The organism is Lysinibacillus fusiformis (genome assembly GCF_002845985.1).
Classification (GTDB): domain Bacteria; phylum Bacillota; class Bacilli; order Bacillales_A; family Planococcaceae; genus Lysinibacillus; species Lysinibacillus fusiformis_D.
The window spans coordinates 362,280-385,246 of record NZ_PDFK01000002.1; the positions used below are offsets into that span (position 1 = coordinate 362,280).

The 22,967-nt window shown below is 37.0% G+C and carries 28 protein-coding genes, 1 tRNA gene and 1 riboswitch; of the genes, 6 read left to right on the forward strand and 23 right to left on the reverse strand.

Annotated elements, in window-relative coordinates; all coding sequences use genetic code 11:
* Nucleotide 1 precedes the first annotated feature (1 nt).
* Nucleotides 2–466 (forward strand): hypothetical protein, encoded by a 465-nt coding sequence (locus tag CRI88_RS07805; RefSeq protein ID WP_036124246.1) that lies wholly within the window; start codon nucleotides 2–4, stop codon nucleotides 464–466.
* 455 nt (nucleotides 467–921) lie between these two features.
* Here the strand turns inward: CRI88_RS07805 and CRI88_RS07810 are convergent, their stop codons facing one another.
* The 4 genes from CRI88_RS07810 to CRI88_RS07825 form a co-directional block, all read right to left on the reverse strand.
* The gene (locus CRI88_RS07810; protein WP_058844348.1) at nucleotides 922–1,503 is read right to left on the reverse strand and encodes a hypothetical protein; all 582 of its coding nucleotides are present in this window, start codon (nucleotides 1,501–1,503) and stop codon (nucleotides 922–924) included.
* Between the two features lie 640 nt (nucleotides 1,504–2,143).
* The gene (locus tag CRI88_RS07815) at nucleotides 2,144–2,755 is read right to left on the reverse strand and encodes a hypothetical protein (protein WP_058844347.1); all 612 of its coding nucleotides are present in this window, start codon (nucleotides 2,753–2,755) and stop codon (nucleotides 2,144–2,146) included.
* A 34-nt stretch (nucleotides 2,756–2,789) separates the two neighbouring features.
* On the reverse strand, nucleotides 2,790–3,404 hold the full coding sequence (locus CRI88_RS07820; protein ID WP_058844346.1) for a hypothetical protein: 615 nt from the start codon (nucleotides 3,402–3,404) through the stop codon (nucleotides 2,790–2,792).
* A 267-nt stretch (nucleotides 3,405–3,671) separates the two neighbouring features.
* On the reverse strand, nucleotides 3,672–4,157 hold the full coding sequence (locus tag CRI88_RS07825) for a DinB family protein (protein ID WP_058844345.1): 486 nt from the start codon (nucleotides 4,155–4,157) through the stop codon (nucleotides 3,672–3,674).
* A 281-nt stretch (nucleotides 4,158–4,438) separates the two neighbouring features.
* Between CRI88_RS07825 and CRI88_RS07830 the strand changes: the two genes are divergently transcribed.
* Nucleotides 4,439–4,678, forward strand: coding sequence for an IS3 family transposase (locus CRI88_RS07830; protein ID WP_058844344.1), 240 nt, complete (start codon nucleotides 4,439–4,441; stop codon nucleotides 4,676–4,678).
* Nucleotides 4,679–4,852, forward strand: a complete 174-nt coding sequence (locus CRI88_RS23200; protein ID WP_139149539.1) for an IS3 family transposase — start codon at nucleotides 4,679–4,681, stop codon at nucleotides 4,850–4,852. It begins immediately after the preceding gene.
* A 10-nt stretch (nucleotides 4,853–4,862) separates the two neighbouring features.
* On the opposite strand, the gene CRI88_RS07835 is transcribed toward CRI88_RS23200, so the two are convergent.
* From CRI88_RS07835 to CRI88_RS07845, 3 genes are all read right to left on the reverse strand, one after another.
* Nucleotides 4,863–5,090: a hypothetical protein gene (locus tag CRI88_RS07835; RefSeq protein WP_036125924.1), complete on the reverse strand. Its 228-nt coding sequence runs from the start codon at nucleotides 5,088–5,090 to the stop codon at nucleotides 4,863–4,865.
* A 192-nt stretch (nucleotides 5,091–5,282) separates the two neighbouring features.
* Nucleotides 5,283–5,849, reverse strand: a complete 567-nt coding sequence (locus CRI88_RS07840) for a hypothetical protein (RefSeq protein WP_058844343.1) — start codon at nucleotides 5,847–5,849, stop codon at nucleotides 5,283–5,285.
* Nucleotides 5,850–6,220: 371 nt separating this feature from the next.
* Nucleotides 6,221–6,294 (reverse strand) — tRNA-Arg (locus tag CRI88_RS07845).
* 220 nt (nucleotides 6,295–6,514) lie between these two features.
* Between CRI88_RS07845 and CRI88_RS07850 the strand changes: the two genes are divergently transcribed.
* Nucleotides 6,515–7,261, forward strand: a complete 747-nt coding sequence (locus tag CRI88_RS07850) for an SDR family NAD(P)-dependent oxidoreductase (protein ID WP_058844342.1) — start codon at nucleotides 6,515–6,517, stop codon at nucleotides 7,259–7,261.
* Nucleotides 7,262–7,389: 128 nt separating this feature from the next.
* Nucleotides 7,390–8,004 carry a hypothetical protein gene (locus CRI88_RS07855; protein ID WP_058844357.1) on the forward strand — a complete coding sequence of 205 codons (615 nt, stop codon included), beginning with the start codon at nucleotides 7,390–7,392 and terminating at the stop codon, nucleotides 8,002–8,004.
* 14 nt (nucleotides 8,005–8,018) lie between these two features.
* On the opposite strand, the gene CRI88_RS07860 is transcribed toward CRI88_RS07855, so the two are convergent.
* The 13 genes from CRI88_RS07860 to CRI88_RS07920 form a co-directional block, all read right to left on the reverse strand.
* Nucleotides 8,019–8,687: a YqjF family protein gene (locus CRI88_RS07860; protein ID WP_058844341.1), complete on the reverse strand. Its 669-nt coding sequence runs from the start codon at nucleotides 8,685–8,687 to the stop codon at nucleotides 8,019–8,021.
* A gap of 59 nt (nucleotides 8,688–8,746) precedes the next feature.
* Nucleotides 8,747–8,917: a DUF2639 domain-containing protein gene (locus tag CRI88_RS07865; protein WP_170829897.1), complete on the reverse strand. Its 171-nt coding sequence runs from the start codon at nucleotides 8,915–8,917 to the stop codon at nucleotides 8,747–8,749.
* 98 nt (nucleotides 8,918–9,015) lie between these two features.
* The gene (locus tag CRI88_RS07870; protein WP_058844340.1) at nucleotides 9,016–10,476 is read right to left on the reverse strand and encodes a protein adenylyltransferase SelO; all 1,461 of its coding nucleotides are present in this window, start codon (nucleotides 10,474–10,476) and stop codon (nucleotides 9,016–9,018) included.
* Between the two features lie 130 nt (nucleotides 10,477–10,606).
* Nucleotides 10,607–11,110 (reverse strand): metallophosphoesterase, encoded by a 504-nt coding sequence (locus CRI88_RS07875; RefSeq protein ID WP_036128211.1) that lies wholly within the window; start codon nucleotides 11,108–11,110, stop codon nucleotides 10,607–10,609.
* A gap of 12 nt (nucleotides 11,111–11,122) precedes the next feature.
* Entirely contained in the window at nucleotides 11,123–11,716 is a 594-nt protein-coding gene (locus CRI88_RS07880) for an XTP/dITP diphosphatase (RefSeq protein WP_036128214.1), read from the reverse strand.
* 2 nt (nucleotides 11,717–11,718) lie between these two features.
* Nucleotides 11,719–12,468 (reverse strand): ribonuclease PH, encoded by a 750-nt coding sequence (gene rph, locus CRI88_RS07885; protein ID WP_036128216.1) that lies wholly within the window; start codon nucleotides 12,466–12,468, stop codon nucleotides 11,719–11,721.
* 134 nt (nucleotides 12,469–12,602) lie between these two features.
* Nucleotides 12,603–13,400 (reverse strand): glutamate racemase, encoded by a 798-nt coding sequence (racE, locus tag CRI88_RS07890; protein WP_036128218.1) that lies wholly within the window; start codon nucleotides 13,398–13,400, stop codon nucleotides 12,603–12,605.
* Between the two features lie 10 nt (nucleotides 13,401–13,410).
* Nucleotides 13,411–13,863 carry a MarR family winged helix-turn-helix transcriptional regulator gene (locus CRI88_RS07895; protein ID WP_016991542.1) on the reverse strand — a complete coding sequence of 151 codons (453 nt, stop codon included), beginning with the start codon at nucleotides 13,861–13,863 and terminating at the stop codon, nucleotides 13,411–13,413.
* A 74-nt stretch (nucleotides 13,864–13,937) separates the two neighbouring features.
* On the reverse strand, nucleotides 13,938–14,159 hold the full coding sequence (locus CRI88_RS07900) for a helix-turn-helix domain-containing protein (protein WP_004226437.1): 222 nt from the start codon (nucleotides 14,157–14,159) through the stop codon (nucleotides 13,938–13,940).
* A gap of 187 nt (nucleotides 14,160–14,346) precedes the next feature.
* The gene (locus CRI88_RS07905; protein ID WP_036128221.1) at nucleotides 14,347–14,811 is read right to left on the reverse strand and encodes an acyl-CoA thioesterase; all 465 of its coding nucleotides are present in this window, start codon (nucleotides 14,809–14,811) and stop codon (nucleotides 14,347–14,349) included.
* Nucleotides 14,812–15,036: 225 nt separating this feature from the next.
* Nucleotides 15,037–15,816: a succinate dehydrogenase iron-sulfur subunit gene (gene sdhB, locus CRI88_RS07910; RefSeq protein ID WP_058844339.1), complete on the reverse strand. Its 780-nt coding sequence runs from the start codon at nucleotides 15,814–15,816 to the stop codon at nucleotides 15,037–15,039.
* Between the two features lie 5 nt (nucleotides 15,817–15,821).
* On the reverse strand, nucleotides 15,822–17,576 hold the full coding sequence (sdhA, locus tag CRI88_RS07915; RefSeq protein ID WP_036128225.1) for a succinate dehydrogenase flavoprotein subunit: 1,755 nt from the start codon (nucleotides 17,574–17,576) through the stop codon (nucleotides 15,822–15,824).
* 66 nt (nucleotides 17,577–17,642) lie between these two features.
* On the reverse strand, nucleotides 17,643–18,251 hold the full coding sequence (locus CRI88_RS07920; protein ID WP_036128227.1) for a succinate dehydrogenase cytochrome b558 subunit: 609 nt from the start codon (nucleotides 18,249–18,251) through the stop codon (nucleotides 17,643–17,645).
* 272 nt (nucleotides 18,252–18,523) lie between these two features.
* Between CRI88_RS07920 and CRI88_RS07925 the strand changes: the two genes are divergently transcribed.
* Nucleotides 18,524–18,958, forward strand: coding sequence for a YslB family protein (locus CRI88_RS07925; protein ID WP_036128229.1), 435 nt, complete (start codon nucleotides 18,524–18,526; stop codon nucleotides 18,956–18,958).
* A gap of 95 nt (nucleotides 18,959–19,053) precedes the next feature.
* On the opposite strand, the gene CRI88_RS07930 is transcribed toward CRI88_RS07925, so the two are convergent.
* The 3 genes from CRI88_RS07930 to trxA all read right to left on the reverse strand — a co-directional run bounded on the left by CRI88_RS07930 (nucleotide 19,054) and on the right by trxA (nucleotide 22,908).
* Nucleotides 19,054–20,280, reverse strand: coding sequence for an aspartate kinase (locus tag CRI88_RS07930; RefSeq protein ID WP_058844338.1), 1,227 nt, complete (start codon nucleotides 20,278–20,280; stop codon nucleotides 19,054–19,056).
* A 113-nt stretch (nucleotides 20,281–20,393) separates the two neighbouring features.
* A riboswitch (Lysine riboswitch) is annotated at nucleotides 20,394–20,572 on the reverse strand.
* Nucleotides 20,573–20,681: 109 nt separating this feature from the next.
* Nucleotides 20,682–22,472 carry an excinuclease ABC subunit UvrC gene (uvrC, locus tag CRI88_RS07935; RefSeq protein WP_036128233.1) on the reverse strand — a complete coding sequence of 597 codons (1,791 nt, stop codon included), beginning with the start codon at nucleotides 22,470–22,472 and terminating at the stop codon, nucleotides 20,682–20,684.
* A 124-nt stretch (nucleotides 22,473–22,596) separates the two neighbouring features.
* The gene (gene trxA, locus CRI88_RS07940) at nucleotides 22,597–22,908 is read right to left on the reverse strand and encodes a thioredoxin (RefSeq protein WP_004226420.1); all 312 of its coding nucleotides are present in this window, start codon (nucleotides 22,906–22,908) and stop codon (nucleotides 22,597–22,599) included.
* Nucleotides 22,909–22,967 lie beyond the last annotated feature (59 nt).

Consider the following 22,967-nt stretch of genomic DNA (forward strand, 5'->3'; position numbering starts at 1 on the left):
CATGCGAATAAAATTTAATGTCGATGAAGATATATTCGTTTTAAAAAACGAGGATCTTGGTTATGATTACTATTTCGATAGTTATTTAGAAGTATTAGTTAGTGATGGAGATGTCGAAGAATTACTCTTTTCTACAACTATGCACAGTACTATTGTAATTGAATTAAATGAGTTATTAATACGACTTCATCAAACAAATGAAGTACAAAAATTAGACCCATTTGGAAACGCTAATATTATTAGCTTTGAAAAGAAAGGTCATAATCTCATTATTACGAACTACAGTCAATTATCTGGTAATAATGAATGGGTACATACTTTCGATTTATTCGATTTTACAAGTGCTTATATTAATGAATTAAAGAGATATTTAAATTCTTTGATGGCGGTAGATAGTAATGTAATAAAATATAAAAGTTTTGTATATCTTAAAGAAGGGTTAGACTCATTACAAGCAATTAATTAATAATAATGGAGTAATTCCCTTCCAAAAACAGAGAATCATATGAACTAACCCCATAAAAGTCAGATACTAATTTAAACTTTTATGGGGGTTTTTTTATTCAAGTAGTCTAGCGATACTGCATCTATGATTGAAATTGCGAAAAATAATCTTAAACCTTCTAGCTTTCCTTTAATCAGTTCATTTTTTGTCAAACCAAGCTTTATCGACTGCTTGCTGTAATCTAGTAAGGAGCGAGAATGGAAAGGGTATACTTATCTATTCTCAACTGAGTTTGGTAAAGCTTATCTTCGTTACTCCTTCAGTAGTGATGGGATTATATTATAAAAAAATCCAGATTCATGTTATCGATTAACGACACACTTTTGCTAATTTATATAAATAGTTATTTAATCAAGAAGCAAGAATGTAAAAACTATTTGATAATTAAAGTTATCTTATAAACATATTGTAAGGCTTTATATACTTGTTCCATCCGTAAAGATTATGGATTTAATTTTATAGTTAAAAGTCATATTCTCAAATGGTAAATTATAAAAGCGCATATCTACATCATTGAATTGATTTAAATCAACAGCAGTATTAAAGTTTGTAGAACCATTTGCAGGAATAACATCCCATTCATATTTCATTGCTGACTTGTATACTAACTCGCCGAACATATCATAAAAATATGTTTCTGCTAAAAATCCTTTAATGTCTTTATCTGTGTGATTTATATATTTCATAATAAAATTTAATTCATATCCATAGACATTATTATCAGTACTAGGATCTCTAGGAATAACATCTTCTAAAACTACTGTCAAAGATGTATTTAAATGATTGTCTTCATCAGTCTCTTCATTAGTGGAAGCTTTCTCGATAGCTAAATTATCTTGATTTGTTGTTACTGCTTTTTCCTCTTGATGTAAAGTCTCTACTTTTTCTTGTTCATTCTCACCTGATTTATCAACACGCTCTTCTTTCTGATTACATGCTGATAGAATTAAAATATACAATAAACATAGTAATAATAACTTTATTTTACTCTTTTCCATAATAATTCCTCCATATATGTATTAATCTATATGGTATCATAATTAGGAAATTCCACTCAATACAAAATAATCATTTTAAGTGTTAATAGTATAAATCAAATTAAAAAAATGTCCTTGCAATAAAGCTAAATAACTAGGAAAAGAAAATATGACATCTACATTGCATTTATAAATATAGCTAAGCTACTTTCCCAAAGAATGAACTTATTTTAAACAAGTAAATTTTTCACTATACCTTAGCAAACTTTTTTAATATGTTATTAATCTTAACAAAGCATATTCGTCTACACATATTGTTTTCTCATGAACGTAGCAAACGATATTTAAAATGACTACTATGTTATTTGAAGAAGATTTATTACCATCTAGATGGCTTCACGCTAAATGTTTTTTATCCTCCTTGTCGAAGAGTTGTGTGCCGAACAATTCTATACTATTAGATACTTTTGAGGTAACTGTAGCTACCTTGAAGCTTGATTGCTTCCTATTTTTAGGAGATATAAAGATAAGTTGAACAGCCTTGTATTACTCTCATGTCTGGCTCAAACGATCGTCGATTTGGATTACTGTTCGAATAGTTGCTGTCTCTTTTTAACATAGTAAAAAGCACCCAAATAGGAGTGCTTAATACAATAAATAGCTATCTAATTATTTGTTCATACGTTTTCCCTTTTACAGTAATTATCGCTTTAAGCGGCTTCCCATCCTGCTCTACTTGTTCTGGAACGGAAGCTAAAAAATGTAGTGTACCATTTTTCAGAGGTTCAATTGATGTAATATTTGTAAACGTGAAATCTGATCCACCTCGATTTTCTATTGTTGAGAAAGTCTTGTATTCGTATTTTCCATCATAAATAATTTTTACATCTACAAATTCATTAGATGTTTGACCTGTTGTTAGTAAACTTTTTACTGAAATAATTGTATCTAAGTATACTTCCCCCTCCTCTTCGTTTTTGTAATATGTATACACAGAACTTGGATTTGGTGGTGAAATTTGTTTACCAAAAATATTGTTGTTAATTGTGATTTCTGCATAATTATCAACTACTAATACATTACCTTTAGTAATCGTCAGAACTTCCTCTACCTCTGGTTCATTTTCTTCATTATTTTCAGATGCCTTAACTTCTTCCTCTGCATTTTTCTCAACAGACTCTTTTGTTTTGTTATCTGAACTGCTGTTTTTATCACTTTGACCACAAGCTACCAATAAAATAGACACCAATAATAATAATCCTAGCTTTTTCATGACAACTCCTCCTGTATATTAGGTGCTCTTCAAGTTACTTATCGTTATTTTCATTTAATTCATCTGGATAAACCATAGTATCAAATACTTCTCCATTTGATTCATCTTTAATATATACTGTGACTTTATAATGTTCAACGTCTGCACCGTTAAATAATTGGTAGTACATGCCTGCTAAAGCAAGCCCAAAGGATGCCAGTGCATCGAAACTACCTTCAAACTTTTCCTTATTTACTGTGAGTGTAAACTCAGAAAAAGATTTGTTATAAGCCACATCATTTATAGAAGCAAAATCTTCACTTGTTTTAAGTTCTTCTACACTTTTTACTATTCTTTCTTTTAATTCCTTCATCATTTTTTTGTGCTCGGATTTAGACATTTTATAAGTTAAAGATCCATCATCATTCTTAATAACTTCCTTAATTCCACTATTTTTTGCCTCCGAAATAATAGAATCTATGTCTTGTCCCTTGTAAAGTGTAGCGGGTATGGTAACTTCAACATTTAAAAGTCCTTTATCCACTTTTAATGTTTCTTCTGATGCTTTTTCAGCACCTTCTTTTTTCTTACCACTCTCATCACCTTGGCTACAAGCTACTAACAAAATACCTAGTAGCAAAATAAGTGGTAAAATAAGCAATTTTTTCATTTATTCAAACTCCCTTCTCCACAAATATACATGGATAATCGAGGTAATTCTATGATTATTTTCATATTTCTACATTTTTTACTCCTATCAATAAAAAAACACCCTCATGCGAGAGTGTCTGATATCAAAGCTATTTTTACTTTTTCTATCCATTACTATGTTTTCATTTTCCTCTATCTAAAACCTATTTTTATAGCTTTTTATCAATCGGTATATTAAAAACTTATTAAATCTTTCCATCTATTTATATTTATTTGGTCCCTACCTCTAACCCTTCAATGATGAAGAGAGACCCCGTCTAATTAGGTTTGCAGAGATAGGCTCTCTTCCCATCTCTCTAGCCCAAATTGATAACTGTCCTATATGATGGATTTCATGTGCAATCGTATGGCGAATGACTTCACCCCATATATGTGTCTCAATCCTTCCATCTGCTAATGTATTATGGAGTAAACGCTCTTCCATACTGTCGTCCCATTGGTTTACAAAGTTTTTTACTTCTAAATGAAATTCAGCTTCCAATTTACGAACCTTTTCCAAGCTATTATATTCCTCAAAACTCTCCTGAAAATCAGTTTTACCTTGTAAAAGTCGTATCCAACTCCATTCGACATCAATTATATGGAAAAGTGTATGTAATATACTTCCCATTCCACCAGGTCGGTTTTGCAAAAGCTCTTCTTCACTCAACTCGTCACACCAACGAAACCAGTCTTCTCTTACCATCCAATTATATTTAAAAAGTAATTGCAAAAAAGTTCCTCCTTAATTAAAAATGATTGAGTCATCTCAACAAGTTACTACTTCTTCATATAGAGTTAGGATTCCTTCTCTTTAATTCCTTCAAATGTGAGAAATTCGTACGCAAATCACGCTATAAATTATATAAAGGCACTGTTTGGGAACGTTTAAACCGTCGTTTCAGTACCGTATACCCTTCAAAAAGTCGTAACAGACATATCAGTGTACAGGAGACGAAAAAGTCCAATACTGGATTTATATAATGGTGAGATTATCGCTTTTAGCATGTCAAAATGCCCGACACTCGATTTTGTGATGGGTTAGTGCTCCTAATCATTCATGAACGTGTAAAATACCGTACGACCATTCACTCAGATCAAGCGTGGCATTATCAACATAATTCGTGGGGGCAAACATTAAAACAAAACAAGATTTTCCAAAGCATATCTCGTAAAACAACTTGTGCAGACAATGCCGCAATGGAGAACTTCTTTGATTTACTCAAACAAGAAATATATGACGGGGAAGAATGAATCTCCTATGAAGCGTTAAAAAAGAAAATAGAGAAGTTTATCGATTACTACAATAATGAACGAATTAAAACAAAAACTGGCTGGCTTGAGCCCAGTAAATTACCGAACTCATGCCAGCCAATTAGCTGCATAACTAAAACTTTAACATTAAAAGGTCACTACCTTTGGATGTGACTTATAATGATTAATCAAATTCTACAGTGTCTTGCACTACTGATACCTTATAAACATTTTTAGTATTAATTAATACTGTTTTATAATTTTCTGTTTCAGTAAATGAATACCAGGACTTCTCATTGAATCCATTAGTAATTTCTTCTGCAAAAGTTTCTTGTCCAATATTAGTCTTGATTTTATATTCTTCTTCACGACTTTCTTCAAAGTAAAACTTTACAGTATATTCATAATCCATTAACCAACACCCCCCATCTATCCATATCATGGGACAAATAGGATGGAAGTAATCAACGCTTTTGATCAATTCACACTGTTTTTTTGCGAACTTTCCTAGTATTAAGAAATTCATTTTCTTACTTATTTATTTTTATAAGTTAACAAAATAAAAACCACACTCTTTTTTGAATGTGGCTTTAGTATTTATTCATTAAAAAAAATCACCTTTGAAAAAAGGTTTTATTCCAACTTCTCTAAATAAATATTTTATTGGATGGCAATCATTGACCAAATTTCTGTTGGGAATTAAAATTTCCTCCCTGAGTTCTTTAAATATTTCTGGATTAATTTCCGGAAACCATTCTTCATAACTCAAATGTTTATCTTTCTCTATCAGAAGTAAATAAACAACAATTATTTCAAACATATAAGGAAATTCTCGTTTAATATTTTGATAGTTATCTAACAATGAAGTTATATAGTCCTCAAAATTAAAAAATTTTGCTCCTTTTTCATTGTTATATTGTAAACGTTCCTTTTCAGGTTTAAAGACAAAAGTCGATTGATTATACCAGTTACCTAACATGCATGTAAAAAGTAGTAATGCATATTTTTTAGTTTCTTGATCCTCATCATTAAAATATTTAAAATATTCATCGTAAATATAACTCTTGGCAGTGGTAAAATACCCAATTTCAATCCCAGAAATAGTTTGTTTCACATTTTGTATAATTTTATTATTTCCCATCCCATAGTCACTTTCTTTAAAAATTTCCATAATATAGATTGTAACATAAATTTAAAATACAGGGAACATTGATACTATAATCCAATCATACTTTGAATATGACCCTGACCATGAACTCCCTTTTTGAATTGCAACCCTAACTCTTTGTCCTTCTTTAAACGAAACAAATTCTTTTGTATAACGATCTTTAACTGTAGGATCTTTTATCAATTCGTCTGTTCCATTTTAATTTCTTTGTTCACCATGTTTACATTTTGTTTACCTAATTTATTTTTTATATGTTATTCTATGCGATTCTTAAAAATATTAATATAAACAAAAAAAGCGCTCAAAACCTATTGTTCATAAGGTTTCAAGCGCTTTTCAATTTGGTTAAAAATTAACCTTTGATTTGTTATTGACGTCCCAGGAGGGATTCGAACCCCCGACCGACGGCTTAGAAGGCCGTTGCTCTATCCAGCTGAGCTACTGAGACATGGTGTCATTTCTATGTATTTCATAGGAAGGACAATACTTATTATATGTACTTTATGGCATAATGTCAACATTAATTTTACTATGTAGGCAAGGTTTGCCTCATATTGTTCATCATATGTTGCCACAGCTTCGATTATACCATGTCTTACTCCTCTCAAGAAGACGAATATGAAAATATTTGCTACACTATTGGCGATAAAAAATTGGGAGGTATGTAGATGTTTAAGGATTCGGTCGTTGTTGTTACAGGTGGCGCACAAGGGATTGGCAAAGGGATAGTGCTTGCATATGCACGGCATGGCGCAAAGGTGGTAATTGCTGATTTAAATGACGGTTTAGGTCAACAATTAGAACAGGATATGCTTGCACAAGGCTACGCTGTTTTATTTGTTCAAACAGATGTAACGAAGGAACAGGATATCGTTCAGTTAATGCAACGAGCTGTTGAGCAATATGGGACTATTCATATTTTAATTAATAATGCTGGGCAGTTTCAGCATATCTCTCCTTATGATGTGACGTTTGAGGAGTGGAATCATCTACTACACACAAATTTAACGAGTGCCTTTTTCTGTGCCAGAGAGGCTGCGAAGGTGATGAGGCACAATGTGAAAGGTGGTTCGATTGTTTCGTTAGCATCTACACGGGCTGAGATGTCAGAACCTAATACGGAAGCCTACGCGGCTACAAAAGGTGGTATTGTGGCGTTAACACATGCTTTAGCGCGGTCTTTAGGTCCTGATCAAATCACGGTGAATTGTATTTCGCCTGGCTGGATTGAAACAGGCGATTATGAGGCACTTCGACCAGTCGATCATGTACAGCATTTATCAGGAAGGGTTGGTGTGCCTGAAGATATCGCACAGGCTTGTCTCTATTTAACAAACCCCGTAAATAATTTTGTGACAGGCATTAATCTTACGGTCGATGGCGGCATGACAAAGAAAATGATGTATGAAGAGTAGTTTTGTCATTTGCTCTTCCTTACTTGTTCTTCATACCCAGAGTTTCCTTAGAGTATGCTACTGTAGGAGAAAGAACAAGAAGGAGTGAAGCCTTGTACCCCTATTCAAATGGGTTTTCATTAAGCCAGCTGTATCAAGCCCCCTCTACTCAATATACGGCACCGATTCGTCACTTTTTACATTCACATGATTACCGGCGCTGTATCAGTAAAGCCGAAGCTGATTTTATGGCGATGAATCGCTTACTTTGGATGGAGCATGTCAATTGGACGCGAATGACGATTATTAGCATTGTCTTCAATTTACCTGATCTTCCTTTTGTGCAGCAGCGTCTGTTACGAAATGCGACTGATTTAGGAAATTGTCTACGTCCCTTTTACGGCGACTCTATAGCAGATCGATATACAGCATTAATTAAAGAACATCTGCTGCTGGCTGCTCAATTAGTGACAGCTGCTTCTAAAGGAGATGCTACCACAGCGGAAGCAAAAGAGAAGGAATGGTATCGCAATGCAGATGATATTGCGCTATTTTTGCATACGATTAATCCTTACTTAAGTAGAGAGGCTGTCCAAAAAATGTTTTATACGCATTTAGCTTTAACGAAAAATGAAGCCGTGACGATGATCCAGAAAGATTATCAAGCTGATATAGACGTTTTTGATGAAATTGAAGCAGAAGCTCTAGCCATGTCAGATATGATTGCTGGCGCCATTGTGATGCAATTTTGTTATCTTTTTTAATGTAAAAATCCCATTTATTTGCGTTCAACTACTGGTGGAAAAACTTTCGCTACTTTGTTTTTAGCAAAATGAGCAATAGGCTGCGTTCCCTGAAAATTCCCCTTCATAAAAGAAGCTAATGTATTACTGTGAATCGTTGCGCTTGCCCGCTGTATTTCCCATGGTGAGTGGTGGATATCAATTCGAAAAAGGGTATCCTTCCACTTGGCCCATGAATGATAACGTTCTACAATCCATTGGTCAAAATTAGTATTCGTGTGATCTTCTATTGTATAAGTAACCCTTAATCTTTCGTCACAGGCTTTGTAATGGCTTGTATATGAAAAGTGATTTTCTCTTTGTTTTGCTAAGATTTTGGAGAAGCGGTATGGTAAACTACCTAATGCCGTGATTTTTGACACGAAATAATTCGTGACATCTAAATGAAAAAAATAGATGCCTTTCATGCCGTTATACTCTACATATGTTCGGACATTCAATTGTAAATAGATATTCATTCCAGGAATGGTTGGTAGAAATCGTAGTCGATGTCGATGAACTTTAAAAAGGACAGCACTTAGCCAAGCATTTTGTTCAAAGAGATCAAGTTTTAGTTCCTCAGGTAGATGTTTTTCTAACTCTTTGGGGTCTATGGGCCAGTGTAAAAATAGAACATCTTGCCATGTCTGTGTCATCATCCACATAGAAAAACTCCTTTCTAACTACTAGCTTTTCCTAGAAAGGAGTTATTCAAACAACTGGACTATTGATCTTGCTCAGCATATTCTATTTCAACATACCGATAATATAAATTTCGTAATTCAGATTCTTTAAATAAGCCTAAATGGTTTTTAAATTGAGGATGAACCATTATCCCATGAGCTCGTAACTCTTTGACAAACCAACCTTTTGAAAATTTATGCACCGACCCCATTCTCCTTTATCTTTATTCATACATAGAGTATGCGATCGGATTCTGTAGAGTGCCTATATACAATAAAAAACGAGAGAATGAATGTCTCTCGTTTTTACTCATGTGCCACAAAAAGTACGATATGGTTGATTAGACGGTTCAGGTAATGCAGCATATTCTTGTTGCTCTTTCGTATGGGCATAAGGCTGAGCAAGGACTTTTAATAAATTATTCATAACACGATAGTCGTCTCGTTCTACAGCTGCTTCTAAAGCTTCTTCTACCCTGTGATTGCGAGGAATAACAGCAGGATTATGTTGACGCATTAATTGTTGTGACATTTCTTTCGTTTGCTGCTGTCTCGCTAATCGCTCCGTCCATTTTTGATGCCATTCTTGAAACGCTGATGCATTCATTAATGGGGTATCTTCCATTTGCTCAAAGGTTAAAGCGATAAACGTATTCGTATAATCTGCTTCGTATTGTTGCATAAGCTGTAGAAGCCCTTCAATAAGCTGGACATCTTCTTGCTCTTCATTAAAAATACCTAGCTTTGCGCGCATCCCCTTTAACCAATTTTCAACGTAGAAGTGAGGATATTGTTGTAGCGTGTCTTGTGCCAATTGAATAGCTTCTTCTTGATCATCGTGAATGAAAGGGAGTAACGTCTCAGCTAAGCGTGTTAAATTCCAGCCACCAATGTTGGGCTGATTTCCATAAGCATAACGACCTTGCCGATCAATAGAGCTAAATACAGTCGCGGGATCATAGGTGTCCATGAAAGCGCAAGGACCATAATCAATGGTTTCACCGCTAATGGTCATATTATCTGTGTTCATGACTCCATGAATAAAGCCCACTAACTGCCACTGTGCTATTAAGGATGCCTGCTTCTTCATGACTTCCTTTAGCAAATAAAGATATCGATTTTGAGTGCCAGTATCAGCTGAGAAATGACGTTCTAATGCATAGTCAGCCAAGCGTTGGAGCTCTTCATCTGTTCCCCATTGTGCGGCATATTGAAAGGTCCCTACTCGCAAATGACTGCTGGCAACTCGCGTGACAATTGCTCCTGGTAATTCAGTTTCTCGCATAATCATTTCACCTGTAGCCACTACTGCAAGACTACGTGATGTGGGAATCCCTAACGCAAACATCGCCTCACTCATGATGTACTCCCTTAGCATTGGCCCTAACGCAGCTCGTCCATCTCCACCACGAGAATAAGGTGTTCTACCAGAACCTTTTAGTGCGATATCATACCGTTCCTGTTGAGGTGTTATATGTTCTCCATATAAAAGTGCTCTACCATCACCCAACATATTAAAATGACCAAATTGATGCCCTGCATAGGCTTGTGCAATTGGTTCGCCACCTTCTGGGATTTTATTGCCAGCTAAGATAGCGACTCCTTCTTCCCTCTGTAAAGCTTGAGCATCTAATCCAAGTGACACTGCAACAGCTTCATTTAACAAAACTAGCTTTGGTGAACGAACAGGATTTAACGAAATATCGGAATACATAATACTTGGTAGTCGAACATAACTATTATCAAAATGCCAGCCAATTGTCTTTTCCATGTTTTCTCCTTTATTGCCTTTTGATTTATTTTTGCAATTTCAACATTAATCATTCCTAGTCAAATTTACCACTAGAAAGCCTACATAAAAATCCACATAACTTTAATGTTATGCGGATTTTTATTTTATGTTAATTTCGTTGAAAAATATGAGTCGCAATACTTTGATGATCATCTGTCAAGCAAGCGACTTTAAAAGAGGTTGCAGTGATTTCCACAACCGCAAAGCTTTTCTCTTTACGACCACGTGGTTTTAATAAGCTTCCAGGATTTAAAAATAAAATATCATCAATCATTTCGGCACCAAGGATATGAGAGTGACCAAAGCATACGATTTGTGCGTCCACCTCTTTGGCCCGATAGGTTAATGATAAGATGGAATTTTTCACATTGAATAAATGGCCATGCGTCACAAAAATTTTAACATCATTGACTGTGAAAATTTCCTCTTCGGGGAAAGCTGTTTCACGATCACAGTTTCCTCTTACTTTTTTCACGCCTTTTAATGCCTCATGTGAGAAAGGAAGTTCACTATCTCCACAATGAATGACAACATCTATTTCAGGATAAAAACCTTTAACCTTTTCGATGACATGGCTATCACCATGTGTATCGCTCATAACAAGTATTTTCATGGATATCACCTCTTATTTTATAAGATTCGGTAATTGTTCCTTTAACTTGCGAATGGCATTGCCACGGTGAGAAATAGAGCCTTTTTCCTCTGGTGAAAGCTCAGCCATCATACGATTTAAGCTTGGTACGAAAAAGATTGGATCATAGCCAAATCCATTCGTTCCACGTTTTTCATGTGCAATAACCCCTTCACATGTGCCGAATACCGTTGTCGTTACAAAATCAGGTCCTGCAATTGCAATGCAGCAGCAAAAACGGGCAGTACGTTTGTCATCTTCGACACCATGTAAATTAGCTAACAATTTTACCATGTTTGCTTCGTCGTCATGATCGCCAGCATAGCGGGCAGAATACACGCCTGGCTCACCATTTAATGCATCCACTGCTAAGCCACTATCATCTGCAATCACAATTGTGCCAAGTTCCTTCGCCAACGCTTCTGCTTTTAAGATTGCATTTTCTTCAAATGTTGTACCAGTTTCTTCTATTTCCATTTCTGGTGCTACTTCAAACATTGTCACTACTTCATAACCTAGTGGACCAAATAATGCTTCAAAATCTTTTGCTTTTCCTTTATTTTTTGTGGCGATGACTACTTGTTTCATAATTATTGATTCCCTCCGACTTTGTTGGCCAGTTCACCAAGCGTTGTTTTTTGAAGATTTACTAATTGCTGAATGCCTTTTTCACCCAATGCTAACAATTCATTCAGTTCTTCACGAGAAAAGGTAGCTTCCTCACCTGTACCCTGTATTTCAACAAATCGCCCTGTGCCTGTCATCACAATATTCATATCAACAGCAGCAGCCACATCTTCTACATAATTTAAATCAAGAATGGCACCTTGTTCTTCTACAATGCCAACACTTGTTGCCGCTAAAAAGTCTGTTACTGGGAACTTCTCAAATGGCTTTTCTTCAGCAAACTTAGCAATTGCCTGTGTCATTGCAACAAATGCTCCTGTAATAGATGCTGTACGAGTGCCACCATCAGCTTGAATAACATCACAGTCAATCCATACAGTGCGTTCTCCAAGGGCTTCTAAATCGACAACAGCACGTAATGCACGCCCAATTAAGCGTTGAATTTCCATCGTACGGCCATTGACTTTTCCTCGTGAGGATTCACGTGGTGTACGTTGAGCGGTTGCACGAGGAAGCATTGAGTACTCGGCTGTGATCCATCCTTTCCCTTGGCCACGTAAAAAGCCAGGTACTTTGTCTTCAATTGTTGCTGTGCAAATTACTTTTGTATTACCTACTTGAATTAATACGGAGCCTTCTGGGTGTAATAGATACTCTGTATCCATTTTTACAGGTCGTAGCCCGTCTTCATTTCTTCCATCAAATCTTGTCATATCATTCGTTCCTCCTAAAAACTTTCGCGCCCTCATCTTATCACAATTTGTGCCATCAAAAAAGTACTCGGACGTTTATGTACATAGCTAAAAAAACGGCAAAAATCAGCCTAGCCTGTTGCTAAGCTGATTTTTTATTTTAATGTCATACGTTTTATGTCAAGAGTACCTTGCTCCAGCCAATTCTCAGCGATTGAACGGAAAATTGGAACAGAACCAGATGCAAAAAATTTATGGGCAGGCACCGCATCAGCATTTGCTAAAGTGCCGTTATACGCTAACATTTCTTGAACATCTTTTGCTGTTTCCTCCGCAGAAGATAACACATTCACATCTCCTCCGACAACAGCTTCAATTTGTTTTTGTAAAATAGGGTAATGTGTACACCCTAAAATAACCGTATCAAATTGTCGATTTTTCAACGGCTTTAAGCCTTCAGCTATTAACTTATTTGCAAAGTCACCTTTGTATTCGCCACTTTCTACAAGTGGTACGAATGTTGGACATGCTAGTGGGATAATATGTGTTGACGTATTAAGTGATAATAAGGCTTCTTCATACGCCCCACTTTTAATTGTTCCTTCTGTTGCAAGCACAACGACTTCATGTCGCTTCGTCTTTTTTACAGCTGCACGTGCGCCAGCATTAATAACGCCTAGTACCGGAAAAGGCATATTTCTTTGTAAACTTTCGAGTGCTACTGCAGTCGCTGTATTACAAGCAATAACGAGCATCTTAATATTCATTTTTTCGAGTGCTTTTGCCATTTGCCAAGTGAAATTCCGTACTTCCTGACGACTTCTTGGACCATACGGACATCTTGCTGTATCGCCAATATAATAGATCGTTTCGTTTGGCAATCGCTTCATGATTTCTTTTGCTACGGTTAAACCGCCTACTCCTGAGTCAATAACGCCTATCGGGGCATTCATACTTTCCGCCTCAATCCTGTTTCATGTGTACATGTAGTTTTTCTAAATAGCTTGATAATTGCGCGACTTCTTGTTCATTAAAACCAACAAGCATCTCCTGCAAGTATTGCTGCCTTTTTTCAATAACTTCTTGAATAATACGTTCGCCCTTTTCGAGAAGATGAACGACAACAACACGGCGATCATTTTCATCACGCACACGCTTGACTAATTCATTTTTCTCCATTCGATCCACTAAATCTGTTGTTGTGCTAAAGGCTAAATATAAACGGTTTGATAATTCGCCAATTGTAATATCACCAAGCTCTTCTAACCACTGTAATGCAACAAATTGTGGCGGCGTTATCGCATAGTCGGAAACAATTTCTCTTCCCTTTTGCTTCACGATGGCCGCTATATAGCGTAATTCCTTTTCAACCGTTGCAACGGTTTCAGGTGAGTGCTTTGTTACTTCATCCGACATATAACTATTTCACTCCTAAAAATACGTTGAATAGTTCTATTTTGTCGTTTTTTTCACGAAATAGCAAGTGTCCATTAGTCTAATTTAAATTCTTCCAAGCGTAACAGCTCAATTAACGCCTGAGATCGATTCGTTACACCTAGCTTTTGAATTGTATTGGAAATGTGATTCCGCACTGTTTTTTCACTAATACCAAGCTGCTCTGCAATATCTCTCGTTGTTTTTTCAGCTAATAAAAGCGCAAATATTTCACGTTCTCGGTTTGTTAAAAGAGAACGATGATGAGAGCCATTCATTCAGTTACACCCTCCTCCCCCGCACGTATTGTAACTTATGTTAAGGGGCTGGAAGCGGTGACGGCTATTTGCATGATTATTCCATGTTTCCTTAAAAATTTCGAAAATTACATCGATACATTCATAAATTTTATGTAAAATGCAATTCCTACTTTTTCAATAAACTTTCATATAATTACACTATAAACTAATGAGGAAGAATCGCCAATTGAATGAATTTCGTCCTATCTTCCTCAGAAATCGGCACACTCTTGCCTGTTCGAGGATCCATTTGCACAATTGTTCCACGACCAGTGAAGCAAATTTCATTCTTTTGATTTTTAGCAAGATAATGAATGTCCAGTGATGAATTTCCAACTTTCGCGATCTTTGTGTAAATTCGGAGAACATCATCAAAGAAGACCTGCTTCACATAATCACATTGTAAATCGGCCACTATCGGTATAGCCTCCACATCCTCATTAACTGCTGAAGGCATTAAAATACCTAAATGATGGAAATAATCAATTCTTGCTTGCTCAAAATATGTAAAGCTAACGGTATTGTTCATATGACCAAACATGTCTGTCTCTGAAAAACGTACACGTACCTCACTATAAAAGGAAAAATCCTTTTCCCACTCTTGAAAATCTTCAATATAGTTTGCTTTCATGTTACACCATCCCCTGTTATGTATTTGCCTGTTTTAATTATAATGACGGCAAATGAAATGAATACATATTCATTATAAAAGAAAATACTATATTATCATAGAAAAAACCGCAATTTACGCCTTTTATCACAAATATTCCTTCTGTTTATATCATATGCAACTTCAAATAAAAAAACTCCCTCACACAAAGTGTAAGAGAGTTTGGGCATTTAGCTTGTCCGTATATTAATCTACGTAGTGATCAGAACCGAAGAAGTTACGGAACATTTGCACTGTAGTTGCACGGTTTAGTGAAGCGATAGATGTTGTTAAAGGAATACCTTTTGGACATGCAGCTACACAGTTTTGAGAGTTACCACAGTTCGCAAGGCCACCATCACCCATAATAGCATTTAAACGTTCATCTTTAACCATTGCACCAGTTGGGTGAGTGTTGAAAAGACGTACTTGTGATAATGGAGCTGGTCCGATGAATGAAGCTTTTTCAGACACGTTTGGACATGCTTCCATACATACACCACAAGTCATACATTTAGATAATTCATAAGCCCATTGACGTTTACCTTCTGGCATACGTGGACCTTCACCTAAATCATAAGTACCATCAATTGGTACCCAAGCTTTCACTTTTTTAAGTGCATTGAACATACGTTCACGGTCAACTTGTAGGTCACGAATAACAGGGAATGTCTTCATTGGCTCAAGCTTAATTGGCTCAGTCAATTGATCAACAAGTGTTGAACATGATTGACGTGGACGGCCATTGATGACCATTGAACATGCACCACAAACTTCTTCTAAACAGTTCATATCCCATGATACTGGCGATGTATTTACACCATCCTCAGTAACAGGATTTTTTTGAATTTCCATTAAAATTGAGATTACGTTCATACCATGACGGTAAGGCACTTGGAATTTTTGCCAGTAGCTATTGCCGCCTTGTGTATCTTGACGTAAGATTTCCACTTTGACCATTCTTCCAGTATTAGCTGCGATTTGCATAACTTTTAGTCTCCTTTCGCAGAGTAGTCGCGTTTACGTGGTGGGATTAAAGAAACGTCGACTTCTTGGTACGTGATGATTGGATTACCAGTAGTTGGGTCAAACTTCGCCATTGTTGTTTTTAAGAACTGCTCGTCATCACGGTTAGGGAAATCAGGTTTATAGTGTGCACCACGAGATTCATTACGTAATAGTGCACCTTTTGTCATTACTTTTGCAAGCACTAACATATTTTTAAGTTGACGCGTAAAGTGCGCGCCTTGATTACTCCATTTTTGCGTATCGTTAATGTTGATGTTATTCCAACGCTCAGTAAGCTCATCAAGTTTTTTCAATGTATCTTCAAGCTGATCATTGTAACGTACTACAGTCATTGTAGCAGTCATCATTTCACCAAGCTCTTTATGCAGTAAGTAAGCGTTTTCTGTGCCTTCCATTTTCATGATAGCATCCCATTTCGCTTGCTCCTCTTTGACACGAGCATCGTAAATCTCTTGTGGAAGATCTTCTGCATGCTTTTTAAGGTGTTTTACATAATCTACTGCGTTTGGTCCTGCAACCATACCACCGTAGATAGCAGATAATAATGAGTTCGCACCAAGACGGTTTGCACCATGTTGAGAGTAATCACATTCACCTGCTGCAAATAGACCAGGAATTTCAGTCATTTGGTTGTAATCAACCCATAATCCACCCATTGAATAGTGAACTGCTGGGAAAATTTTCATTGGTAATTTACGTGGATCATCCCCTACGAATTTTTCGTAGATTTCGATGATACCACCAAGTTTAACGTCCAATTCATGTGGATCTTTATGAGAAAGATCTAGGTATACCATGTTCTCGCCATTAATACCAAGTTTTTGGTTTACACAGACATCAAAAATTTCACGTGTTGCAATATCACGTGGTACTAAGTTACCATAAGCTGGGTATTTTTCTTCTAAGAAGTACCAAGGTTTACCGTCTTTATAAGTCCAAATACGACCACCTTCACCACGAGCTGATTCTGACATTAGACGGTTTTTGTCATCTCCAGGAATCGCTGTTGGGTGAATTTGAATGAATTCACCATTCGCATATGAAGCACCTTGTTGATAAACGATAGAAGCAGCAGAACCTGTGTTAATAACAGAGTTTGTTGTTTTACCGAAGATAATACCAGGGCCACCAGTCGCCATAATAACAGCGTCTGCACGGAATGATTTAATTTCTTCTGTACGCATATCTTGCGCTACGATACCACGGCAAACGCCGTCATCATCGATGATAACACCAAGGAATTCCCAGTGTTCATATTTATTTACTAAACCAGCTACTTCATGAGAACGAACTTGCTCATCTAGCGCATATAGTAATTGTTGACCAGTTGTTGCACCAGAGAAAGCTGTACGGTGCATTAAAGTACCACCAAAACGACGGAAATCTAAAAGTCCTTCTGGTGTACGGTTGAACATAACACCCATACGGTCCATTAAGTGGATAATGCCAGGTGCTGCGTCACACATACCTTTTACTGGTGGTTGGTTCGCTAAGAAGTCCCCACCATATACTGTATCATCAAAGTGAATCCATGGAGAATCCCCTTCACCTTTTGTATTTACCGCACCATTAATTCCGCCTTGCGCACAAACAGAGTGTGAGCGTTTTACAGGAACTAATGAGAATAAATCAACTTCAGTACCAACTTCAGCTGCTTTAATCGTTGCCATCAGACCGGCAAGACCACCGCCGACAACAATTATTTTGCTTTTCGCCATGATTATTTCTCACTCCTCTTAAAAAATTGCAATGATTGCTGTTACTCTATCGTAGCTTCTATTGAATTATACGAAAGCTAAAATAGCAGCCACACCAACTACACTTAGAATTACGAAAATAATGTTTGTTACGTAAGTAGCAATCTTTTGAGACTGAGGAGATTGTGTAATACCCCAGCTTACTAGGAATGCCCATAAACCGTTAGATAAGTGGAAAGTTGCTGATATAATACCAACAATGTAGAATCCAAGCATGAATGGATTAGCAACGATATTCGCCATCATGTCGTAATCAACGTGTGTGCCAAGTGCTTTTTGAATACGAGTTTGGAAAATATGCCATGCAATGAAAATCACTAGGAATACACCAGTGAAACGTTGTAAAGAGAACATCCAGTTACGGTATGTGCTGAAACGTCCTGTGTTTGGTGTAGCAGTGAATGCAATGTAGACACCATAGAATGCGTGGAACATTAATGGAATATAGATGACAATCCATTCAACTAGGATAAGGAATGGAATCTTTTCCATTACTGCGGTAGCATCGTTGTAACTTTCTGCCCCGCCTGTTGCTGTAAAGTTAATGAACAGGTGCATCGTTAAAAACAGACCTACTGGAATGATACCAAGTAGAGAATGTAAGCGACGCCATAAAAACTCTCGATCTTTCGACAAGACTGTTACCCCCCTTAGTACTTAAAATAGCACAACAAAAGAAGTCATCATTTTGTAAATGATACTTCATTGACTGTGTATTTCATCATGGTACAATATTATGACATGTTTATTGTACTCTCAAGAGCTACGAGCGTCAAGGCAACTCGGAGTTTTTCATAGAGCTTATTAAAGAACTAATCTAGTACATGATGCGTTGTTTTTTCTCGAAAAATCTATCATTACTTTATTACTGTTGAATTTTAAGAAAATTCTAAGAAAGAAGGATAACAATGTTAAACACTCCATCTCCTACAATTTCATCATTTGGTTATGAGCTCATTCGCGATCATATTCTATCTTCTATCCTTGGTAAACATGAGAATGATGTCCTTTATTGGGCAGGTAAAGAGCTTGCTCGCAAGTTCCCATGCAAAAGTCAAGACGAACTTATCGCATTTTTCGCAGATGCCTGCTGGGGTACACTAGAGCTCATGAAGGAATCAAAGGATGGTCGCATTTTCCAATTGACAAATGACCCTGAAATATTGCAAATCAAACAACGAAGCTTTAGACTGGAAGCAGGATTTATAGCAGAGCAAATTCAATTAGCTAAAGGCTACCTTACAGAATGCTATGATGAAAAGCGAGAAAAGCAGCACTATGTCATGTTTACAGTCAAATGGGATGTCAAGGAACGTATTATGAATACCATCCCTACTGAATGATGAAAAGGATTGTCTCCCTATTCAACGGGATGACAATCCTTCTTTTTTCTTCCTTTAATTTCGGACTATTACATAAAATACTGTTTCTTCTATTATTATATATAAAGTGCTTGCTCTAAATTGAATTCATCATGCAAGGCATTTGCTGCACGAATCATATCATCCTGTGGTACAACAACAGACACTTTTATTTCAGACGTACTAACCATTTTTATAGGAATATCTTCACGACGTAATCGATCAAACATGCGAGCAGCCACACCTGGATTAGAGGCCATACCTGAGCCAATGATAGAAACCTTCGCCAACCCTATTTCAAAGTCAGCAAAACTAAAGCCAAGTGACAATTTACTATCTTCTAGAACACGCAATGTTTCCGCAAATTCTTCTTTTAAAATGGAAAAAGACACAGTTGGTTTTAAGCCATCAATGATTGCCTGTACAATAATATCTACATTAATGCGGTTTTCTGCAAGGATTGTAAACATATCTGCCAATGCACCATCGGCATACGCATCATACCCCACTGTTAAACGGATAATATCTGACTCAAAGGCTACACCACGGACGACTAAATTTTTCTCCATTTCCACTTCCTCCTTCAATAAAGTACCTACTGACTCTACTAAGCTAGAGCGTATAATAACGGGCATTTGAAATTTTTTTGCTAACTCCACTGCACGAGGATGAATAACATGTGATCCTAAATTAGATAACTCCAGCATTTCATCATAGGAGATTTCCTGCAGCTTTTGAGCTTTGCTGACATAGCGTGGATCTGCTGTATAAACACCGTCAACATTTGTGTACATATCAGTTCGCTCTGCTTCCAATGCTACCGCGAGTGCTATAGCTGTTGTTTCAGCTCCGCCTTTGCCAAGTGTAGTAATATTTTGTTCCTCATCAATACCCTGTTCTCCAGCAATCACTACAATTTGTCCCTGTACAAGATGTTCTTCAATACGACTGTCATCGATATAGTCGATACGTGCATGACGATACTTACAATCTGTATGTATACCTGCTTGCCATCCAGTTAAGGACACTGCCTCATAGCCCGCTTCCTGTAATGCGATGGCAAATAAAGCGCTGGATAATTGAGAGCCCGTAGACACGACTGCAGCTAATTCTCGTTTGGGCACTTCGTCCGTTAGTTGATGTACCATCGTTTGCACATCTTTCGTTGTGTGTCCCATTGCTGCAACGACCACGACTACATCGAAGCCTCTGTCCTTTTCAGCAATCGCCTTCCTTGCTGCCTCTTGGATTTGTTCAGTAGAAGCTAGTGCAGCCCCTCCAAACTTCATCACTATTTTAGCCATTTCTTGCGTTCTCCTTTCCAGTCATATATTTCACCTGCTTCTAGAAAACTAAAAGGCAGCCTCCACATAACGTGAAAGCTGCCTATAACATGTACAATGATCGTAACTTGTGCATGTGTGATAGCTCTCCGAAACTTTTAGAATCGACAATCTTACATTTCTTAAATGTAAAACCAGTACAACAAAGGAAACAACAATGCTATACTTCGGCAAGCTCCCCTTTCACACACGATCTCTGGACTTGTTCATCCTCCATTGTGTTACTCTTGAATCTTGCACCTCTATCATCACCATAAAGTGAATGTATTCAATTGGTTTAACGCTGGCGTCAACATGCTAGCCACACCAGTTCGCTATTCATCACATTGACGAACAATGTTATTTACAACCTTAGCACATGTCTATTCCTTTGACAATGACTCTTGCTGAAAATAGCTATAAATTTGGCTCGCTAAATTAGCAGGTATTCCTGCCTCCTGCAAAGCTAGCTCGCTCGCCTCTCGAATTTTCTTAACTGAACCAAAATGTTTGAGCAACTGCTGCTTGCGTTTTGGCCCCACACCTTCAATATGGTCTAACACCGATTGAATGGCATGCTTCTCATGCTGTTGGCGCAAGAAGGTAATAGCAAAGCGGTGAACTTCGTCCTGAATTCGTTGTAATAAATAAAAGCCATCACTAGTACGCTTTAAGGCAATTACTTCTGGTGGATCACCAAACAATAGCTGCGACGTATTATGCTTATCATCTTTTGCTAAACCTGCAATCGGTATAACAAGTCCAAGCTCATCTTCTAGTACTTCACGGGCGACTTCCATTTGCCCCTTGCCACCATCAATTAAGACCAAATCTGGCAATGGCAAGCCTTCCTTTAAGACACGCGAATATCGCCGACGTATAACCTCTTGCATCGCACCGTAATCATCATGCTTTGCAGCCGTACGCGTTTTGTATTTACGATATTCCTTTTTCGCAGGCTTTCCATCAATGAAGACAACCATAGCCGATACAGCATCCGTGCCATGCATATGACTATTGTCAAATGCCTCAATTCGTAATGGCGTTGAAATACCTATTGCTTCACCAAGTGCCTCACAAGCACCAATTGTCCGTTCTTCCTGCCGTTCAATTAGCTGGAATTTAGCTGCCACAGCAATCTCAGCATTTTTAGTTGCTAATTCAACCAATTCCCTCTTTTGACCTCTTTTTGGTGTAAGAACTTTAAGCTCTAATAACTCCGTTAAGATGGCTGCATCAATTGCTTGTGGAATAAAAATTTCTTTCGGCTTAATATGCTCTGGTTTTTCATAAAAGCGGCCAACAAATGTTAAAAACTCTTCCTCAGCATCTTGATAAATTGGGAAAACCGAGACATCACGCTCAATCAGCTTTCCTTGGCGAACAAAGAAAACTTGCACACACATCCAGCCTTTTTCGACGGCATAGCCAAATACATCGCGGTTCGTTGTATCACTTGATACTATTTTTTGTTTCTGCATGACCGTATCAATATGTGCAATCTGATCGCGAAACTCCTTCGCTCGCTCAAATTCTAAGTTTTCAGCAGCTGCAAGCATTTTAACTTCAAGCTCTTTTTTGACTGCCTCGACACCACCATTTAGAAACTTCGTCATATCCTCAATCATCTCTTGATAAACCTGACCATTAATTTCTTTTACACAAGGTGCTAAACATTGCCCCATATGATAATACAAGCAAACTTTGGAAGGCAATTGGACACATTTGCGCAATGGATACAATCGATCCAACAGCTTTTTCGTTTCACTTGCCGCATAAGCATTGGGGTAAGGACCAAAATATTTAGCCTTATCCTTTTTTACCTTACGTGTCGTAATAAGACGTGGATGTTTTTCATTCGTAATTTTTAAATATGGATATGTCTTATCATCTGTTAGCATGACATTGTATTTTGGATCATGTAATTTAATGAGATTCAGCTCTAAAATAAGTGCTTCAATATTAGATGATGTCACGATATACTCAAAATCTTCTATTTCACCGACAAGCCTTTGTGTTTTGCCTTCATGTGTTCCCGTAAAATAAGAACGTACACGGTTTTTCAGTATTTTCGCTTTGCCCACATAAATGATTGTCCCTTGACGATCCTTCATCAAATAGCAGCCAGGCTGATCCGGTAAAATATCTAGTTTACGCTTGATTAAATCGTTCATTACCTACCTGCCCCCCCTACGTAAAAATCCCTCTCAATTGAATATGATAGATATTACCTTTATTATATAACGAAAAAAAGCCGAACACATCTATTGATGGTCCGGCTTTTGTGAACTTCATTAATTACGCATGTTTTGCGATAAATGCTTCTAAAGCTTCTTTCGGTTGGAAGCCTACAGTTTTGTCAACTAATTCTCCATCTTTAAATAATAGTAAAGACGGAATTGACATAATTTGATACTGAGCTGCAGTACCTTGGTTATTGTCTACATCAACTTTTACAATTTTAGCCGCACTTCCTGCAGCGTCCATTTCTTCAAGAACTGGCCCAATCATTTTACAAGGTCCGCACCAAGCAGCCCAAAAGTCTACAAGTACTAACCCTTCTTTAATATCGTCCTGGAACGTAGCATCTGTTGCATGTACAATTGCCATTTGAAATCCTCCTTAAACTTACTATGATTGTAGTATAGCATGGATAAATTCACTTGAGC

Bases quoted from the DNA above. Each gene is read 5' to 3' on its own strand.
- uvrC (WP_036128233.1), bottom strand. From the start codon at position 22,472: ATGAACGATTTAATCAAGCGTAAACTAGATATTTTACCGGATCAGCCT.
- CRI88_RS07865 (WP_170829897.1), bottom strand. From the start codon at position 8,917: ATGGGGTCGGTGCATAAATTTTCAAAAGGTTGGTTTGTCAAAGAGTTA.
- CRI88_RS07925 (WP_036128229.1), top strand. From the start codon at position 18,524: ATGTTAAACACTCCATCTCCTACAATTTCATCATTTGGTTATGAGCTC.
- rph (WP_036128216.1), bottom strand. From the start codon at position 12,468: ATGACAAGATTTGATGGAAGAAATGAAGACGGGCTACGACCTGTAAAA.
- CRI88_RS07930 (WP_058844338.1), bottom strand. From the start codon at position 20,280: ATGGCTAAAATAGTGATGAAGTTTGGAGGGGCTGCACTAGCTTCTACT.
- racE (WP_036128218.1), bottom strand. From the start codon at position 13,400: ATGAATGCCCCGATAGGCGTTATTGACTCAGGAGTAGGCGGTTTAACC.
- CRI88_RS07900 (WP_004226437.1), bottom strand. From the start codon at position 14,159: ATGAATGGCTCTCATCATCGTTCTCTTTTAACAAACCGAGAACGTGAA.
- CRI88_RS07875 (WP_036128211.1), bottom strand. From the start codon at position 11,110: ATGAAAATACTTGTTATGAGCGATACACATGGTGATAGCCATGTCATC.
- CRI88_RS07815 (WP_058844347.1), bottom strand. From the start codon at position 2,755: ATGAAAAAGCTAGGATTATTATTATTGGTGTCTATTTTATTGGTAGCT.
- CRI88_RS07905 (WP_036128221.1), bottom strand. From the start codon at position 14,811: ATGAAAGCAAACTATATTGAAGATTTTCAAGAGTGGGAAAAGGATTTT.
- CRI88_RS07860 (WP_058844341.1), bottom strand. From the start codon at position 8,687: ATGTGGATGATGACACAGACATGGCAAGATGTTCTATTTTTACACTGG.
- CRI88_RS07810 (WP_058844348.1), bottom strand. From the start codon at position 1,503: ATGGAAAAGAGTAAAATAAAGTTATTATTACTATGTTTATTGTATATT.
- sdhB (WP_058844339.1), bottom strand. From the start codon at position 15,816: ATGCAAATCGCAGCTAATACTGGAAGAATGGTCAAAGTGGAAATCTTA.
- CRI88_RS07880 (WP_036128214.1), bottom strand. From the start codon at position 11,716: ATGAAACAAGTAGTCATCGCCACAAAAAATAAAGGAAAAGCAAAAGAT.
- CRI88_RS07820 (WP_058844346.1), bottom strand. From the start codon at position 3,404: ATGAAAAAATTGCTTATTTTACCACTTATTTTGCTACTAGGTATTTTG.
- trxA (WP_004226420.1), bottom strand. From the start codon at position 22,908: ATGGCAATTGTACATGCAACAGATGCTACGTTCCAGGACGATATTAAA.
- CRI88_RS07895 (WP_016991542.1), bottom strand. From the start codon at position 13,863: ATGTCGGATGAAGTAACAAAGCACTCACCTGAAACCGTTGCAACGGTT.
- CRI88_RS07835 (WP_036125924.1), bottom strand. From the start codon at position 5,090: ATGGATTATGAATATACTGTAAAGTTTTACTTTGAAGAAAGTCGTGAA.
- CRI88_RS07870 (WP_058844340.1), bottom strand. From the start codon at position 10,476: ATGGAAAAGACAATTGGCTGGCATTTTGATAATAGTTATGTTCGACTA.
- CRI88_RS07830 (WP_058844344.1), top strand. From the start codon at position 4,439: ATGCCCGACACTCGATTTTGTGATGGGTTAGTGCTCCTAATCATTCAT.
- CRI88_RS07850 (WP_058844342.1), top strand. From the start codon at position 6,515: ATGTTTAAGGATTCGGTCGTTGTTGTTACAGGTGGCGCACAAGGGATT.
- CRI88_RS07840 (WP_058844343.1), bottom strand. From the start codon at position 5,849: ATGGAAATTTTTAAAGAAAGTGACTATGGGATGGGAAATAATAAAATT.
- CRI88_RS07805 (WP_036124246.1), top strand. From the start codon at position 2: ATGCGAATAAAATTTAATGTCGATGAAGATATATTCGTTTTAAAAAAC.
- sdhA (WP_036128225.1), bottom strand. From the start codon at position 17,576: ATGGCGAAAAGCAAAATAATTGTTGTCGGCGGTGGTCTTGCCGGTCTG.